Source organism: Sporolactobacillus shoreicorticis (assembly GCF_024125445.1).
In the GTDB taxonomy this organism is placed as follows: domain Bacteria; phylum Bacillota; class Bacilli; order Bacillales; family Sporolactobacillaceae; genus Sporolactobacillus; species Sporolactobacillus shoreicorticis.
The window spans coordinates 60,920-75,276 of the sequence record NZ_JAMXWM010000007.1 but is presented as its reverse complement, the minus strand read 5'-3'; the positions used below and the strand labels follow the sequence as shown (position 1 = coordinate 75,276).

Below are 14,357 nucleotides of genomic sequence, written 5' to 3'. Positions count from 1 at the left end.
TCCGCATGAAAAGGAGCGAAGCTATGACGCTTCGCCCCTTTAAGTTTGTCTTTTAACCGTCAGAAACAGAAACATCGCTTATCTATTGTCGCAACCAATTGGCCTTTTTTACATATGATGAGGGCAGACTTCACCCTATCAGGCCAATTTAAGTTGCAGACAATCAGATAAATTCATCGATACTTCCACTCCTTCTTGTAAATACTTTTTCATTTTAAACCTAGTTACGGTGAAAAGCAATTCGTTACCGACGATAAGTGAGTTCGATCTCATGTTCAATGGGAATGCCCTCTTTGTTTGCGACAGGAATTGACGGTTTCAATTTTCTTGCGTCGGACACTGCATCGAGATAAAGTGCTGACAATGTGAATCCCTTCTTTTGATAAAAAAACAACGCATGCGTATTATCGTTCGTTGTTGTCACCCTGAGCGACATTCCGGGTTCGGTTAACTTAATGATCTCATTGACCAGTGCCGAACCAATACCTTGATTCTCAACAAAACTGTCCAAAGAGATGATTTCAATTCCTTTTAAATCGTGTCTGTAGGTCAGCATACCTGTGATTTGGTCATTGACAAAAGCAACTAGTCCAGGCAATGTCATCATATCGATTAATTCTCCGTGAATAGCCATTACTGTCCCATTCCAATACTTTGCGAGAAGTTTTTTAACCTCTGCTCTGTCCTTCTGCCCTATCTTCCTGATTTGAATACCCAAGTTTTCATCTCCTTGATTTTCCGCCGTTACCGAACCAAAAAAAATTGGTCTTTAATCTCATCATTAAGGCATTCGCCTAACCATTTTCACAGGATCTGCATAGTTTAGATATAGGCCATTGTTTAGCTATGCTTTGCCCAGAATCACTTATCCGGCATGGAAATGATTATAGGAGGAACGAATATGTCATATCAAAACTATTGGGAAAATCTGATCAATCAGCCTGTAGAAATACAGTGCAACGACGGATCGGTTCACTATGGAGTCATTGAATCGTTTGACCAGGACAATGTGTATTTAAAGCCTTTAACTAACGATTCGCAGACACCAAATAATACAACTGGCGAAATGCGCAACGATGATGAACGATTCTTCGGTTTTGGTCCGCAAGCGTTCTTAGGAGGCTTCGCCGGCGGACTGCTCGGCGTCGGTCTCAGTTCAATCATCGGTGTCCGGCCTTGTCCGTACTATCCTCCAAGACCTTTTTACGGATCGGGATCAGGACCGCGTCCCCCTTATGGCGGTGGATTCTACGGCCCGGGACCAGGACCGTTTTACTATTAATCGCTACTCCGTCCAATGTCGCACACTCATTTAGCGGTGTGCTTTTTCTTTCAAGAGCAGGCAAAAAAGAGAATCAGCATCAGCCGATTCTCTTTTTGAAATTGCAAAATTACTTCAAGTTTAAAACAGTGACACGTTCACGAGACATGGACAGGAGGCTGTGATGGATTCCTTGAACACCCATGCCGGATGACTTTACGCCAAGGAATGGGAAGTGATCCGGGCCACGTTCCGTGCGTCCGTTAATCTGAACCGTTCCGGCTTCAACTTGCCGAGCCACTGCAAGAGCACGGTCGATATCCTGTGAGAAAATGCTTGCTTGCAAGCCAAATTCCGACTTGTTTGCAATTTCAATTGCTTCTTCATCGGATTTCACACGAATAACGGGCAATACAGGACCAAAAGGTTCGATCCAAGCAATATCCATATCTTCGCTGACATTATCCAAAAGTGTAGGATAAATCAGATTTTTCTTGCGCTCATTGCCGATCACGAGTGTTGCTTTTTTTGCGAGTGCATCATCGATCAAGCCTTGCACGAAGTCTGCAGACTTGTCATCAATCAGCGGAACAATCGTGCTGTCCGTTTCCGGAGATCCGACAGTCAGTTTCTCAATTTCTGCTTTTAGACGCGAAACAAGCTCATCGGCAACCTTTTCATTCACCAGCACACGCTTGATTGCCGTGCATCGCTGACCTGAATAAGAAAAGGCTCCATTAATGATACTTTTGACAGCAACATCCATATCTGCGTCATCGCAAACAAGTGCCGGATCTTTTCCGCCTAGTTCAAGTACAAGCGGAATCATTGCTGTTTGTTTTGACAGATGACGTCCGGTTGCAGAACCTCCTGTAAAACTGATCATGCTAATTCCTTTATGTTCAACAAGATAATCGCCGATAACCGATCCACGGCCAGTTGTCAAGCTGAGCAGTCCTTTTGGGAGACCGGTTTTATCAAGTGCCTCAATCATTTTAATACCGCTGATTGAGCCTTGGGTAGCCGGTTTAAATATAACGGCATTGCCCGTCATTAATGCTGGAGCAATTTTAGAAGCTGCAAGATTAACCGGATAGTTGAACGGTGCAATGGCTAACACAACACCCAATGGTGCCCTTTCAACAATTCCAATTTTCTTTTGATCGCCGCCCGGAAAACCGTCGCCTTTTAAACTTTCACCATGCATGTGCAACGCTTCCTGCACAGTATAACGGATCAGATCTGCTGTACGGACAACTTCTTTCTGAGCATCTTTAAATCCTTTGCCCACTTCCTGCATAACCGCTTTAGCAATTTCTTCATTGTTTTTTACGAGCTCATCAGCCCATTGATCAAGGTAAGCACCGCGTTCACTCAGCGTCAGCTCTGCCCAGTCTTTTTGTGCAGCATGTGCTGCAGTTATTGCTTCATCCACTTCATCCTGCGTGACCGCTTGAACATAACCGATCGTCTCTCTCAGGTAAGGGGATTGAATGGCAATTGTCTCGCCGGATGAACTCTTTTTCCATTCACCATTGAGGTAAGCCATGTAGGTGGTCAATTCTGATACATTAGAAGCCATACCTATTCATTCTCCTTTTTTTGTCAACTTTTTTCTTTATCGCCATTGTCGTATACGCAGAAAAAATTACGTCGAACAATTGCTCAAATTGACAATTATTTTCGTTCACCCATTACAGCAAAACAACAAAATTTTCAATGAGTACTTATCTTTTAACACGTTTATTTTCGCATGAAAAGCGTATCATTTCCAATCTTTTGCTCACTGTCGGTATGATCCGTTCATTCATAAAAAATATGCAATAAATTCATCTTACCCGTTTATTATAAGTTTTTAAAGCAATTTCATATATTTGTCAAGAAAATAAATTTACTTCAATGCATAAAACAAGTTCATATATTTGATTCTCATTAAACTTACGGTTCGACTTTTATGGAACAAGATCAAATCTAGATTGAGTGTTTATGATCGTGGACGTCCGAACTTTGCTTGTCCAATCGCTAAACTATGTATTTTCTCAATAACGATTAAATAATCATGATCATTCAGTGAAATCAAAAGCCTTAATATAATAAGCGCGCAAAACAAGAGGCCCCCCCAATAGGAGCCTCCCTTCAGCAGTCACTGCTCTGCAGGGAACGAAATCGATTTGCCAGCGGAGCACAGATTAACGCAAGAACAACAATAGGGAGCCATGCAATTAAAAATATAAAGAAGGCGGCAAAATGTTTGGTTTGCCACACGCGCCAGAACGGGAGCAGGCCTAACAGAGAACCCATGATCAATCCGATTAATCCATAAAAAAGCAAAAGCTGAAGCCATGAAATGATCATTTTTATCAACTCCGTCACTCTTTTTAACAGTTTATGCATACTGAGAAAAGAGGTGAGTGTTGATGATTACATGACTGTCCTTAGTCAGGCACGTTCATAGACACAGAATGTATGAGGAAATCGATTTTTTCGATCAATAATCCCATCTGTACTCCGTATTAAACGCCACTCTTGCCTTATAAAACCAGTAAAGTATGTGTCCCCTTCAAATTCCGCATCAACATGAGTTATATAGAGACGATCCGCATAGGGCAAAAAAGCTTTGAAAATACCCGCCCCACCGATAACAAAACATTCACGGCCATACGCCGAGCCGCTTCGCAAAAATTCCTCTACAGATAAGAAACAAGTGACTTGATTTTGACTAAATTCTGGATTGTGTGTTAAGACAATGTTCTCCCGTCCGGGAAGCGGTTTCCCAATGGAATCATATGTCTTTCTACCCATAATAACAGGATGCCCCATCGTTGTCTGCTTAAAATAGCGCATATCGGAGGGAAGATGCCATGGCAATTGATTATCTCTGCCGATCAGCTGATTTTGATCCATCGCAAGCAAAAAGGAAATCATACCGACACCTCGCCTTTAATTGCGGGATACGGATCATAGCCAATAAAATTGAAATCATCATAATCAAAATCAAAGATTGACGGTACTTCACGTTTAATAACGAGCTTGGGAAGTCCTCGAGGCTTGCGGCTAAGCTGCGTTTTTACCTGATCCAGGTGATTGAGATAAATATGAGCATCTCCAAATGTATGTACAAACTCGCCAACTTTAAGCCCTGTAACATGGGCAATCATGTGCGTTAAAAGCGCATAGGAAGCAATATTAAACGGCACACCGAGAAAGAGATCTGCGCTGCGCTGATAGAGCTGGCAGCTCAGCCGTCCGTCATTAACATAAAATTGAAACAAGCAGTGGCATGGAGGCAGCGCCATATTCGGTATGTCTAATGGATTCCATGCTGTGACAATCAGCCGACGGGAATCCGGATTTTTTTTAATTTCATTGATCACGTTGGTTATTTGATCAATTGTTTCTCCGTTCTTTCCTGGCCAAGAACGCCATTGATGGCCGTAGACCGGGCCAAGATTGCCATTCTTATCCGCCCATTCATTCCATATCCGAACGCCGTGTTCCTGCAGATACTTGATATTTGTATCGCCTCTGAGAAACCAAAGCAGTTCATAAATGATTGATTTATAGTGCAGTTTCTTTGTCGTCATTAATGGAAACCCGTCTTGCAGATTGAAACGCATCTGATAGCCAAAGATGCTGATTGTACCCGTGCCGGTCCGATCACTTTTTTCATGACCGTCAGTCAGTACTTTACGGCAAAGATTTAAATATTGTTCCACTGAGATCCCCCGCTTTTCGATTACTAATCCTTAGTTTAACATAATCATTTCGAAACAGAAATTGTATTTCCTGCGCTTCCACTGCTGAACGTTCTGAATACATGGTGAGACGCACGAATAATTCATTTATACATTCATAAGCTTGTTACAAGGCTACTACCTTACTACATTGGAGGGATCACGATTGAGCGCTGAAAAACAGCAGAACAATCCATTAAACAAGTTGAGGCGGCAGCAGCCTGACACCCTCATCAATGAATGGAATCAACTCTGCCAAAACGATCAAGAGAAAGCATTCACCATGATCAATGATCCCGGTTTGGAATTCCCAGTTCTTTTCATGCTCCGCGATCAAATTGAAACACGTGGTGAGGAGCTCACCGCACGTGCACGTATCGCTTTAGCACAAATACGTAATGTGCTCCATGGTGCAGATTTAGGGAACAACCATCCTGCTTCATTTGCTGACCAGCACGATGAAGTAGTTGAATCAATGTATTGGATACTGAATACCGGATGGAAAAATATTGTATCAACCGACTACACACAAGTCATTGATCAAACAGCCATCAATCTTCTGCATACGTATCATGAAAACTGGCTTAAGGGAATGGTGGATCTGGTCATATACCGCTACAAAAATAAAAGCCAGCGCCATTATTTGATCAGCGCTATGTGGGAGACGGCTAATCCTCTATGTCTTGTATATCTATCAAACTATTTTTTATCCGATCAGTCCGTGGAAAGCAATTACGCACGCAAAATGCTTGCCTTTATTCCAGAAGTTCGCCATTCTCTTGATAATCAATCGGCGCTGCTCGCTTTTGAGACTTGGTATGAAGAAAACGCTCACTATTTAGTATATACAGGCGAAACAAACGATGCCGTTCCCGGAGGACGCCCATACAGAATTCACTATAGTGCAAAATATCTTGGAAAAACGGTCTCTCCCCGCAGCGGTGAACCGATTCAAGCACTTTTGCCCAACGAAAAAAAGAATTATTTCGATTTTCTTAAATTACCGCCCCGTCTGCAAACGAGTTTGTCCGCATACTCAATCAGGTTAAGAAAACAACAGCCGAAAATTTGGCGTTCCTGGGTGATTCAGCCGCTTAATGAACAGCTTCAATCGATAAACACTGCTGCGCATGGGGGGTACTATCTATGATTATTGCAGCAAACCAGCAGCTCTCAGCCGATGATTATGGGAGCTTCGCCGCAAACGGCAGATTCGCACCAGTAATCTTCAGAGCGATGGCGGAGTCTCACGAGTGGTTTGCCTATCCGTCACGACATGAACTGAATTTTGAAATTAAACTGAGAAATGAAACGATTGAAGCCGCGCATGCGCTTCTGGCTAGCCGTGCATCCTTTGCGACTTTCTATTATTCGGAATGCAATGATTACTATTGGACCTTGACAGGAGACGGCGGGTTTGAGCTAAAGCCGGGAGTACCGGCATCACAAGCAGTTAATGATATTTTTGTTAACGGCGAAGCCTATGCATTCGAATGTGCAACGGCAATGATGATCATTTTCTACAAAGCATTAATTGATACAATTCCTGCAGAACGATTTAACGAAGTTTTCCAGCATCTCTACTTATGGGATTGGCAGAATCACCCTTTTTTCCCACTAAGAAACACGCCGCGTGTCGGTGAAGGCATTCCAGGTGATGTACGCTATTTTAAAAATCCGGATGTCAGCCCACAGACACCACAGTGGCAAGGAGAAAATGTCGTTGATTTGTCTGATGGCATGTATTTCGGTCATGGCGTTGGTATCCTGCCTGCAAATCAAATGATTGCAGAATTAAATCAATATCGGCGTCCAGGTGCAACGATCTCCGCTTTTCTTATGAGCAACGCGACACGGCCTAATTATTTAGCGCTGTCCGCACTCGCTGACGGCACACAGATGGATGGTATCCGTATTGCCGCCGGAACATCATTTTATACTTTTTGATGTTTGTGCAACTGCTTTGCAGCAGTACCGCAATACAGGGACAAAGCCAAAAACATGAATATTGTAAACAGATGATGGACGCTTGGCATAAGCCCCCCTGCAACACGTGCAGCACGATGGTTGCAGCTGTTCGTGACCATAAGAATGGACAAGTTGATTTAATTAAATCATTTGCACTACTTTTTTCATAAATTGCACTCGCTTTCTGGACATTAAAATACATACGAAGAAAGCGGTACTGATTGTTTGTCAAATGCTGCGGAAAAATTGATTTGTTGCCGTAACTGCTCTTTTCATTTGCTCCGCTGTAAACGATACGGCAATGGCTGTCAGAGTAGAGGTAATAATACCCAGACAAAAAAAGAGCCGCTACAGGCTCTTCTTTTCACAATTCATCGATTTAATTTTTCCAGAATTCGATTAATCTTTTCATTCAATCGTTGATATTCCTCAGAGCTTTTCAGACGATCGGCAACTTCATTTAATTCTTGTTTCACGTGCTCAATTTCTTTCTTAACCGTTTCAGAGATAGGTTCCTCTTTGATCTGCTCATCATCATTTGCCATGTTGACATGCACACGTATTTTAGATAAATCCTTCAAACTCTTCTTCACTTTTTTTAGTTGCTTATTTAATTTGTCTTGAACGGAAAAAGAACGATCACCTTCATCCAAGTTAAGCTCCTCTTTTAAAGCATCCTGCAAAATCCGTGAATAGTTCAAGTCCGCTTCCTTGGCAGCATCATCCAGCCATTTAGGTATGGTCAGTGTCTTTTTCACTGCTTGATTTTCCATCTTTTTTCGAAATGGCGACATCCATGTTTCAATAAGCGTTACCAGTTGATCTTGCTCAGTATGGATAGCGGTTACCTCTGAAGGATCAGGCGGCTGCTCTCCTTTTTCCTCCAGCGCATAAATAAATAATGCAAGGGCTTCCTTGGCACGCGCAAATCCATCCTCAACATTCTGTGCTTCTGCTGAGCAGTCGGGTAAATCGGGAAAAGTTATCGTCAACCGCTCCGCATTATTTGTAAAAAGTGCCGGATAGATATATTGATCTTTACTCATTTAATCACCTCTCACTAATTATAACACGTATTTTACACGTGTAAAGAACATAGTTAATACGTGTTTATCTCCAAAAAAAATCGAACAAACATTCGATTCTTTTCCATGTTATACCATTGCTTCCTGCTCCGGTTTAGTATCACATTCTGAGGAATAACGATTTCTTGGATGATGGTAACAGGCATCGCTGCATGAACGATGGTGTGCTTTCTCACATTCCTCGCAACAAATTATTTGCTTATTGCATTCCGGATTCGCACAATTCACAATTCGGTCGCATGACTTGCCGCAATGGATGCAATGCCCGATGATTACATCTTTGTCGGTTCGATTAACCGAGACGGAAATACGCTGATCAAATACATAGCATTTCCCGTCATAGCGCTTTCCCTGAACTTCGGGATCTTTTCCATATTCCACAATGCCGCCGTCAAGCTGACTGACATCTTTGAAACCTGCACGCAGCAAATATCCGCTGAATTTCTCGCAACGAATACCACCGGTACAATAGGTCAGCACTTTTTTATCTTTACAACCTGACAAATTTCTTTCAATCCATTCAGGCAGGCTCCTAAAATTGTGGATATTCGGCAGTATTGCGTTTTGAAAATGACCGATCTGTGTTTCATAATCATTCCGCGCATCAATGAGAAGCACATCTTCATTCTGCATTTCTTTATAGAATTCTTTTGGTTTTAAATGTTTTCCTGTCAGTTTATGCGGATCAATATCTTCATCTAATTTTAGCGCAACAATTTCCTTGCGCGGCCGTACATGCATTTTTTTAAATACATGTCCGTCTGTCTCATCAATTTTAAAAGGCATATCCTTAAATCGCTGATCCTGATGAAGGGTATCCATATATTTCTGCGTTTGTTCCACAGGTCCGGACACTGTTCCATTCAAGCCCTCCTTGCCAACGAGGATACGCCCTTTAAGGCCAAGCTCATTGCAAAAATGCAACTGTTTCTCTGCAAACTGCTGTGGATCACCAATGTCCACATAATGATAGTAGAGTAATACGCGAAATGGCTTTTCTTCTGTCAATTGATTCACCCCATTTATTGTCAACTGCTTTTTGCCACATGAAAAGTCAGTTTTTCTTTGTTTATCCTATCAGATTTAATTTTCTATGACAAACATCACACTACTAATCAACTTAGTTTAAATCGTACAAATTCGCAACTTTACGCAGCGTATGAACTGCATCGTTCAAAAGGGTGAAATGTTATCTACATTCTGTTAAAGTTACGTTAGGAAAAAGGTTAAAGTGAGGAATTAATGATGGATTATGATGTGATTGTTGTAGGCGGAGGACCTTCAGGATTAATGGCAGCAATTATCGCAGCAGAATATGGTGCTCATGTTCTGCTGCTCGAAAAAGGATATAAATTAGGAAGAAAATTAGCAATTTCAGGCGGCGGCCGCTGCAATGTCACAAACGCAATGCCAATTGATGAGTTAATTAAGCACATTCCAGGGAACGGCAGATTCTTATACAGTGCCTTCTCATCATTTAACAATCAAGATATAATCCGCTTTTTTGATCAGCTTGGCGTCGGTTTGAAGGAGGAAGATCATGGACGGATGTTTCCCGTTTCCAACAGTGCAAAATCAGTAGTCGATGCGCTCATAAAGCGCATGGAAGATTTAAAAATCATTCTGAAAACGGGCACCTCTATACAAGCCGTTCTTTATTCCGACCGCGTCGAAGGAGTCAAAACGGTGGATGGGAAAAAATTCTCATCACATTCGGTTATTGTTGCTGTCGGAGGTAGAAGCGTTCCACAAACTGGAAGTACTGGAGATGGTTACGCATGGGCAAAGGCGGCTGGTCACACAATTACTGATCTCTATCCTACCGAGGTTCCGTTAACATCAACAGAACCCTTTATTCAACAAAAGATGCTTCAAGGGCTTACTCTATCAGATGTTGTTGTAACATTGTTAAATCCAAAAGGAAAACCCATTCAGTCCCACCGCTGGGATATGATCTTTACTCATTTTGGTTTGTCAGGACCCGCAATTCTGCGATTAAGCCAATTTGTCGTTAAGGCGTTAAAAAAGTTTGCCACAACAGAAGTTATCGTTACGATTGACAGTAAACCTGATCAGAGCATGAATGCGCTGTACAGCCAGTTGCTGAAGTTAACTGAATCCAATCCGAAAAGAACACTAAAAAATGTCTGGAAGGGTATCGTTCCAGAACGGTACTTGATGTTTCTTCTTGAACAGATTCAATTATCACCGGATCGGAATTTTCACGAACTGTCTAAAGAAGATGTTCGAAAAATGACAGAAGCATTAAAACGATTTCCAGTCCGTGTTTCAGGCACTTTGCCTATCGAAAAAGCATTCATTACCGGGGGCGGCGTTTCACTTAAAGAGGTGCGCCCTAAAACCATGGAATCCAAAAAAATGCCCGGTCTGTATTTTTGCGGAGAAATTCTCGACATTCACGGTTATACCGGGGGGTACAATATTACCGCTGCATTTGTTACCGGTCATGCAGCAGGAGCGGCTGCAGCTGAACATACATGTAAACATAAATAAGATAGCCGGACAAGCTAGCTTCCTCTTAAAATTGGCCATGTCCATGAAATGTGTTAAATATAAAATCCAGTGCCAAGACAGGCGCTGGATTTTTTAGAAACCTTATAGTAAACAGTAATTAAAATAAACCAATTACCTTTCCATTCTGATCAATGTCCATATTCAAGGCTGCCGGGTGTTTCGGCAAGCCCGGCATGGTCAATACATTTCCCGTCATGACGACAATGAATCCTGCGCCGACCGCTACTTTCAGCTCACGAACATGAATGGTGAAGTCTTTCGGCCTACCAAGTAATTTCGGATTGTCTGATAATGAGTATTGTGTTTTTGCAATGCATACAGGAAATTGATCCCAACCATTTTTTATAAATGCTTTTATTTGTTTCTTTGCTTTTGAAGAATAGTCAACAGCCTTACCGCCGTAAACCTTTGTAACAACGGTTTGAATTTTTTCTTCAATAGAATCCGTCAGTTTGTACAACGGCTTAAAATGATTCTCTTGGTTTTCAATGGTATCGACAACCAATTGTGCAAGTTCCTTACCGCCTTCTCCGCCATGTTCCCAAACATTTGCCAAGGCCACCGGATGATTATGTGCGCGGCACCAATTTTCAACATAAGCGACTTCACGATCCGTATCAAAAATAAAGTGATTGATTGCCACAACGTAGGGCAGGCCAAAGGATTTAATCGTATCAATATGGCAGGCAAGGTTTTCCATACCATGTGCCAGTGCGTCAATATCTTCATGCTTTAATTCATCCTTGGTCATCCCGCCATGCATCTTCAACGCACGAATGGTTGCAACAATTACTACAGTGCTTGGTTTGAAATGTCCTGCACGCGTCGTGATATCCAGAAACTTTTCCGCCCCTAAATCTGCACCAAATCCTGCTTCCGTAATCACGTAATCGCCTAGTTTTGCCCCCATTTTTGTAGCGAGAACACTGTTGCAGCCATGAGCGATATTGGCAAATGGACCGCCATGGACGAATGCCGGCGTATTTTCCAAGGTTTGAACCAGATTCGGGTGAATGGCGTCTTTAAGAAGCAGTGTCAGTGCACCTTCAACGTTCAAGTCTCGGACAAATACTGGTTTTCGTTCGTAGGTGTAGGCAATCAGCATGCTGCCAAGCCTTGTCTTCAAATCATCAAGGTTTTCTGAAAGGCAGAGTATTGCCATGATTTCCGATGCTACCGTAATATCAAAGCCATCTTCGCGAGGCACGCCATTTGCGACACCACCCAGACCAACGATCACATGTCTGAGTGCACGATCATTTAAGTCAAGTACCCGTTTCCATACAATCCGGCGCGGATCAATATTCAGTGCATTTCCTTGATGGATATGATTATCTAGAAAAGCGGCCAAGGCATTATGAGCCGTTGTAATCGCATGAAAATCACCGGTAAAATGAAGATTTATATCTTCCATTGGCACGACTTGAGCATACCCTCCACCGGCTGCTCCACCCTTCACACCCATCGTTGGCCCAAGAGATGGTTCACGAAGCGCAATCACTGCTTTTCGATTAATCTTATTCAATGCTTGTCCCAGTCCAACCGTAACTGTTGATTTTCCTTCACCGGCCGGCGTAGGATTGATTGAAGTTACCAAAATAACCTTGCCTTCGGGATAATCGCTCATTTTATTCAGCGTATTTGCAGATACCTTAGCCTTGTAACGTCCGTAAGGTTCCCAGTCATTTTCGTCCAAGCCCAGTTGAGCGGCGATTTCGCCAATCGGTTTGAGAAGCGCATCTTGAGCTATTTCAATGTCCGATTTTACCATTTTTGATGTTTCTGACATTTTCTTTTAATCACCCATCCAATAATAAAATTGTCCAGCCATTTTTTCTTTATTATGATAACATAATGTGAGCGAAGCTAAAATGACAGGATACGATTTCACGTGACAAATTTAGATGCGTGGAAAGGACGGTGAACGATGTGATTGAGGTTTCATTTGACGGTGCTGCAACCAGCAATCCGGGTCTTGCAGGAGGCGGGATATACATAAATGAAGGAAATGGAAAAGAAATTCGGCGTTCGCTTCCATTCGGTGTACTTACCAGCAATCACGAGGCGGAATTTGCTGCCTCCGTTGCCGCGCTGCATTGCGCGCTTGAAATGGGTTACAGAACGGTTTCATTTCGTACCGATTCACAGCTTGTCAATGAAGCCTTGGAAAAACACCATGTAAAAAACAAGCTGTTTATTCCCTATCTGAATGAAGCCCTGTCTTTAATTGATCATTTCGATCTGTTCTTCTGCAAATGGATTCCCGACAAGCAAAATAAAAACGCCGATGCGCTTGCTCGACTCGCTATCCAAAAACAGATGAGCGCAAAACTAAAACCAAAAAAGGAGGCTGATTCATGACACTTAAACGTGTACTTTTCGCTGATTCTGCTTTACTGGGAATTACTTTTGTATGGGGTACAACGTTCATTATTGTGCAAAATATTCTTAACCAACTGTCACCATTGACCTTTAATGCCTGGCGATTTTTATTCGCTGCTCTTTTCCTTGCCCTGTGGCAATTATTCACTTCTAAGAAACGCAAGACAACAATTAATCTCTACAGTTGGAAATTAATTGGTTCGGGGGCGCTTCTGGGCATTTTTTTGTTTGCAGGTTATGTATGCCAAACCATTGGCCTTCTTTATACATCCGCTTCCAATGCTGCGTTCATTACTGGATTAAGTGTTGTACTTGTTCCGATTTTCTCAGCAATTTTATTACGAAGTGTACCGCATAAAGCAGCGGTCATTGGTGTACTGTTTGCCGCTGTTGGCCTGTTTTTTCTGACTACAAAAGGTCAGTTTTCTCTTAACAAGGGCGATGTAATCGTCTTGGTCAGTGCTGTCACCTTTGCACTGCATATTATTTTTACAGCAAAGGTGACAGAGCAATATAATAGTCTGTCACTAACCATTGTTCAGCTTGCTTTTGTCGCTTTATTTGCTTTTATTACCGGTTACGTTTTTGAAGGCGGAAAAGCTTTTAATTTGCATATTCTGCTTCAGGGCGACGTAATTATCGTTGTTCTTTTCATGTCATTGTTTGCGACTGCGCTCGCATTTCTCTTTCAGACAAGCTTGCAAAAGGAAACACCTGCAACTCATGTCGGAATCATTTATATTATGGAACCTGTATTTGCTGCCTGGACCTCTGTCCTGATCCAAGATGCTCATTTCGGTCCGAGTGAATTAACTGGATCACTGCTTATTCTGCTTGGGATGTTTCTTGCCGAATGGCCCGTCGGCAGGAGAACTATGGAAAAACAGCACTAGGTTTCACCAATCACTTCTTGAAGCAAATAAAAAAACGGACTCAAAAAGTCCGTTTTTTTATTATTATTATCAATTTGTGAAAACAAATGAATGATGTGGAGGAAAAGATGCTCCGTTCACCCCTGACCGACGACCATCATTCGTCTCCTTTTATTAAAACTGCTCGCACCTATTATCAGCGAGTCAATGCCGTATATTCCGTAGTGAGCTTCATAAAGAGTGCTTCGTTCCTTGAATCCAAGCTTTCATCAATCTTCTCGCGTAAATTTTTCACTTTTTGATTGAATTCCAGTTCATCAAGGATCATCTGGGCATACATTTCGACAACTGAGACCTTCGCTTGCTGCTCTTTGTATACAACAAGCGCCTTCGTATTATCCTGGAAAGAGTGATCATTGTTCATCTTTATTGCCCCCTTTGCACTTTTTATTATTCTACACTACTTTTCTGAAAGTTACAACCATTTGCGTTCGATTTCTTTCTACTTTTCAAATTATTT

The 14,357-nt window shown here is 42.2% G+C and carries 15 protein-coding genes; 6 read left to right on the top strand and 9 right to left on the bottom strand.

What is annotated here, in order from left to right:
• Window positions 1–244: 244 nt before the first annotated feature.
• Window positions 245–718: a GNAT family N-acetyltransferase gene (locus NIE88_RS07935; protein ID WP_253060855.1), complete on the bottom strand. Its 474-nt coding sequence runs from the start codon at window positions 716–718 to the stop codon at window positions 245–247.
• A gap of 183 nt (window positions 719–901) precedes the next feature.
• On the opposite strand from NIE88_RS07935, the gene NIE88_RS07930 reads away from it, so the two are divergent.
• A complete protein-coding gene (locus tag NIE88_RS07930) occupies window positions 902–1,282 on the top strand; it encodes a hypothetical protein (RefSeq protein ID WP_253060853.1) in 381 nt (126 codons plus the stop codon).
• Between the two features lie 109 nt (window positions 1,283–1,391).
• Here NIE88_RS07930 and NIE88_RS07925 read toward each other — a convergent pair whose 3' ends face one another.
• From NIE88_RS07925 to NIE88_RS07910, 4 genes are all read right to left on the bottom strand, one after another.
• The gene (locus NIE88_RS07925; protein WP_253060851.1) at window positions 1,392–2,843 is read right to left on the bottom strand and encodes an NADP-dependent glyceraldehyde-3-phosphate dehydrogenase; all 1,452 of its coding nucleotides are present in this window, start codon (window positions 2,841–2,843) and stop codon (window positions 1,392–1,394) included.
• A 554-nt stretch (window positions 2,844–3,397) separates the two neighbouring features.
• Window positions 3,398–3,616, bottom strand: coding sequence for a hypothetical protein (locus NIE88_RS07920; protein WP_253060849.1), 219 nt, complete (start codon window positions 3,614–3,616; stop codon window positions 3,398–3,400).
• Between the two features lie 84 nt (window positions 3,617–3,700).
• Window positions 3,701–4,186, bottom strand: a complete 486-nt coding sequence (locus NIE88_RS07915) for a dihydrofolate reductase (protein WP_253060847.1) — start codon at window positions 4,184–4,186, stop codon at window positions 3,701–3,703.
• The gene (locus NIE88_RS07910; protein WP_253060845.1) at window positions 4,183–4,977 is read right to left on the bottom strand and encodes a thymidylate synthase; all 795 of its coding nucleotides are present in this window, start codon (window positions 4,975–4,977) and stop codon (window positions 4,183–4,185) included. The genes NIE88_RS07915 and NIE88_RS07910 overlap by 4 nt, the downstream gene beginning before the upstream one ends.
• 184 nt (window positions 4,978–5,161) lie before the next feature.
• Between NIE88_RS07910 and NIE88_RS07905 the strand changes: the two genes are divergently transcribed.
• Both NIE88_RS07905 and tgl read left to right on the top strand, forming a co-directional pair.
• The gene (locus tag NIE88_RS07905; RefSeq protein WP_253060843.1) at window positions 5,162–6,145 is read left to right on the top strand and encodes a hypothetical protein; all 984 of its coding nucleotides are present in this window, start codon (window positions 5,162–5,164) and stop codon (window positions 6,143–6,145) included.
• Window positions 6,142–6,942 carry a spore coat transglutaminase TGL gene (tgl, locus tag NIE88_RS07900; protein ID WP_253060841.1) on the top strand — a complete coding sequence of 267 codons (801 nt, stop codon included), beginning with the start codon at window positions 6,142–6,144 and terminating at the stop codon, window positions 6,940–6,942. Before NIE88_RS07905 ends, tgl begins: the two co-directional genes overlap by 4 nt.
• Window positions 6,943–7,334: 392 nt before the next feature.
• On the opposite strand, the gene NIE88_RS07895 is transcribed toward tgl, so the two are convergent.
• Both NIE88_RS07895 and trhO read right to left on the bottom strand, forming a co-directional pair.
• Window positions 7,335–8,009, bottom strand: coding sequence for a type II toxin-antitoxin system HicB family antitoxin (locus tag NIE88_RS07895; RefSeq protein ID WP_253060839.1), 675 nt, complete (start codon window positions 8,007–8,009; stop codon window positions 7,335–7,337).
• Window positions 8,010–8,117: 108 nt separating this feature from the next.
• A complete protein-coding gene (gene trhO, locus NIE88_RS07890) occupies window positions 8,118–9,056 on the bottom strand; it encodes an oxygen-dependent tRNA uridine(34) hydroxylase TrhO (protein WP_253060837.1) in 939 nt (312 codons plus the stop codon).
• Between the two features lie 237 nt (window positions 9,057–9,293).
• Between trhO and NIE88_RS07885 the strand changes: the two genes are divergently transcribed.
• Window positions 9,294–10,562 (top strand): BaiN/RdsA family NAD(P)/FAD-dependent oxidoreductase, encoded by a 1,269-nt coding sequence (locus tag NIE88_RS07885; RefSeq protein WP_253060835.1) that lies wholly within the window; start codon window positions 9,294–9,296, stop codon window positions 10,560–10,562.
• Window positions 10,563–10,680: 118 nt separating this feature from the next.
• Here NIE88_RS07885 and NIE88_RS07880 read toward each other — a convergent pair whose 3' ends face one another.
• Window positions 10,681–12,372: a formate--tetrahydrofolate ligase gene (locus tag NIE88_RS07880; RefSeq protein WP_253060833.1), complete on the bottom strand. Its 1,692-nt coding sequence runs from the start codon at window positions 12,370–12,372 to the stop codon at window positions 10,681–10,683.
• A gap of 140 nt (window positions 12,373–12,512) precedes the next feature.
• Between NIE88_RS07880 and NIE88_RS07875 the strand changes: the two genes are divergently transcribed.
• Window positions 12,513–12,944, top strand: a complete 432-nt coding sequence (locus NIE88_RS07875) for a reverse transcriptase-like protein (protein ID WP_253061089.1) — start codon at window positions 12,513–12,515, stop codon at window positions 12,942–12,944.
• Window positions 12,941–13,858 carry a DMT family transporter gene (locus tag NIE88_RS07870; protein ID WP_253060831.1) on the top strand — a complete coding sequence of 306 codons (918 nt, stop codon included), beginning with the start codon at window positions 12,941–12,943 and terminating at the stop codon, window positions 13,856–13,858. The genes NIE88_RS07875 and NIE88_RS07870 overlap by 4 nt, the downstream gene beginning before the upstream one ends.
• 175 nt (window positions 13,859–14,033) lie before the next feature.
• On the opposite strand, the gene NIE88_RS07865 is transcribed toward NIE88_RS07870, so the two are convergent.
• Entirely contained in the window at window positions 14,034–14,261 is a 228-nt protein-coding gene (locus NIE88_RS07865; protein ID WP_253060829.1) for an IDEAL domain-containing protein, read from the bottom strand.
• Window positions 14,262–14,357 lie beyond the last annotated feature (96 nt).

Excerpts from the sequence above, each read along its gene's own strand:
- NIE88_RS07930 (WP_253060853.1), top strand. The coding sequence starts at position 902 with ATGTCATATCAAAACTATTGGGAAAATCTGATCAATCAGCCTGTAGAA.
- NIE88_RS07925 (WP_253060851.1), bottom strand. The coding sequence starts at position 2,843 with ATGGCTTCTAATGTATCAGAATTGACCACCTACATGGCTTACCTCAAT.
- NIE88_RS07920 (WP_253060849.1), bottom strand. The coding sequence starts at position 3,616 with ATGATCATTTCATGGCTTCAGCTTTTGCTTTTTTATGGATTAATCGGA.
- NIE88_RS07915 (WP_253060847.1), bottom strand. The coding sequence starts at position 4,186 with ATGATTTCCTTTTTGCTTGCGATGGATCAAAATCAGCTGATCGGCAGA.
- tgl (WP_253060841.1), top strand. The coding sequence starts at position 6,142 with ATGATTATTGCAGCAAACCAGCAGCTCTCAGCCGATGATTATGGGAGC.
- NIE88_RS07895 (WP_253060839.1), bottom strand. The coding sequence starts at position 8,009 with ATGAGTAAAGATCAATATATCTATCCGGCACTTTTTACAAATAATGCG.
- NIE88_RS07885 (WP_253060835.1), top strand. The coding sequence starts at position 9,294 with ATGGATTATGATGTGATTGTTGTAGGCGGAGGACCTTCAGGATTAATG.
- NIE88_RS07880 (WP_253060833.1), bottom strand. The coding sequence starts at position 12,372 with ATGTCAGAAACATCAAAAATGGTAAAATCGGACATTGAAATAGCTCAA.
- NIE88_RS07870 (WP_253060831.1), top strand. The coding sequence starts at position 12,941 with ATGACACTTAAACGTGTACTTTTCGCTGATTCTGCTTTACTGGGAATT.
- NIE88_RS07865 (WP_253060829.1), bottom strand. The coding sequence starts at position 14,261 with ATGAACAATGATCACTCTTTCCAGGATAATACGAAGGCGCTTGTTGTA.